Here is a 1,910-nt window from a genome sequence, read left to right as displayed (position 1 = left end):
CTTGTTGATGGCTGTGGCATTTGACGCCGATTCTCGCTAACATTTCAAAAGGTGCCGGTTCAGACCGGTGACGCTTCACGGCGGGAGAATCCCTTGAGCCGCGAACACCTCTTGCGACGGCTAACAGCCATATTCGCGGCCGATGTCGCCGGTTACAGTCGTTTAACGGGCAGGGACGAGGAGGGCACGCACGTCCGGCTGAGGGAGCATTTGCGGGTCTTGATTGATCCAACGATTGCCGCCTATCGAGGGCACATCGTCAAGAACACCGGCGATGGCCTTTTGGCCGAGTTCAATAGCGTTGTGGACGCAATGCGCTGTGCGGTCGATGTTCAGCGTGGCATGGCGGAACGCAATTCGGACGTACCAGCGAACAATCGAATTGAGTTCCGGATCGGTATCAATGTTGGCGATGTTATCCAGGATAATGGGGACATATTCGGCGACGGTGTCAACGTAGCAGCGCGTCTCGAAGCGATTGCGGAGCCCGGTGGCATTTGTGTGTCGGATGATGCCCACCGACAACTCCGCGATAAACTTGATGTTGTGTTTGATGATGCCGGCGAGCAGAACCTCAAGAACATTGGACGTCCGGTCCGCGTTTTCAGAGTGAGAGATCTTGCGGCAGCAAACCTAAGGCCCACGTTGGCGCTCCCTGACAAACCCTCGATTGCCGTACTATCTTTCCAGAACTTGAGTGCAGATCCAGAGCAGGAGTATTTCGCAGATGGCGTCGTGGAGGATATCACGATGGCGCTCTCTGCCCTTCGTTGGCTGTTTGTGATCGCGCGCAATTCGAGTTTCACGTACAAAGGCCGGCATGTGGACGTGAAGCAGGTCGGAAGGGAGCTAGGAGTGCGCTACGTGCTCGAAGGCAGCGTGCGCAAAGCTGGAAACCGCATTCGTATCGCCGGTCAGCTGATCGATGCCGAAAATGGAGCACATCTCTGGACGGACCGTTTCGAGGGTGCGCTCGAAGATATGTTCGATCTACAGGACCATGTAACCGCCAGCGTCATTAGCGCTATCGCCCCGAAGCTGCAGGTTGAGGAGATCAGACGTGCCAACCGCAAACCAACCAACAATCTGACTGCGTACGACTATTACCTGCGCGGACTGGTGAAACTTCGCCGCACGACAATGGAAGCGAACCGCGAGGCGCTTGCGCTGTTTTGCAGGGCGATCGAACTCGACCGTGGCTTGGCGTGCGCCTATGGCATGGCCGCGTGGTGCTACGTGCAGCGCAAGGCACGTGGCTGGATGATCGAGCCTGAGCAAGAGAGTGCCGAAACTACGCGGCTGGCCCGGAAAGCCGTGCATCTCGGTGGAGATGACCCTGTCGCGCTGTCTAGGGGTGGGTATGCACTCGCCTTTGTAGCCCAGGAGTTCGACGACGCCGCGGCGCTCATGGATCGGGGACTGGCGGTCAGTCCCAACTTAGCCGAAGCTTGGACGCTTAGTGCCTGGCTGAGAGTTTGGAGAGGTGAGTCGGACCTGGCACTTGAGCATGTTGCGCGTGCCATGCGCCTGAGTCCGCTCGATCCGTCCATGTATGGCATGCAGGGAGCCATGGCATATGCTCATTTTCTCGCGAGCCGATGTGACGTGGCATCGTTATGCGCCGAACAGGCAATGCGCGACAATCCCAAATTTCTGCTGACGATCTGCATTTCCGCTGCCAGCAAGGCGCTTGCCGGACAGCTTGAGCCAGCACAGAAAGCCATAGCACGGGCGCTCGAACTTAATCCTGACTTGCGAGCCTCCACTCTCAGAGATCTAGCGCCATTCCGCCGAGCAGAGGACTTCGCCATGTTCGCCAAGGGTCTTCGCAAAGCAGGCCTTCCGGAATGACGTTGCTGCCTCGACTGCGAACGAAACGGCCCCGATAGGCGCACGTCCGAAACGGGTCA

Annotated in this window: 1 protein-coding gene; it reads left to right on the top strand. The window is 57.9% G+C overall.

The features are described from left to right. Window positions 1-93: 93 nt before the first annotated feature. On the top strand, window positions 94-1,851 hold the full coding sequence (locus IVB27_RS26390; protein ID WP_247446025.1) for an adenylate/guanylate cyclase domain-containing protein: 1,758 nt from the start codon (window positions 94-96) through the stop codon (window positions 1,849-1,851). Window positions 1,852-1,910 lie beyond the last annotated feature (59 nt).

The sequence above is a fragment of the Bradyrhizobium sp. 197 genome (assembly GCF_023073375.1).
Classification (GTDB): domain Bacteria; phylum Pseudomonadota; class Alphaproteobacteria; order Rhizobiales; family Xanthobacteraceae; genus Bradyrhizobium.
Note: the sequence above shows the minus strand (reverse complement) of the source record. Positions and strands in the feature narration are given on the sequence as shown.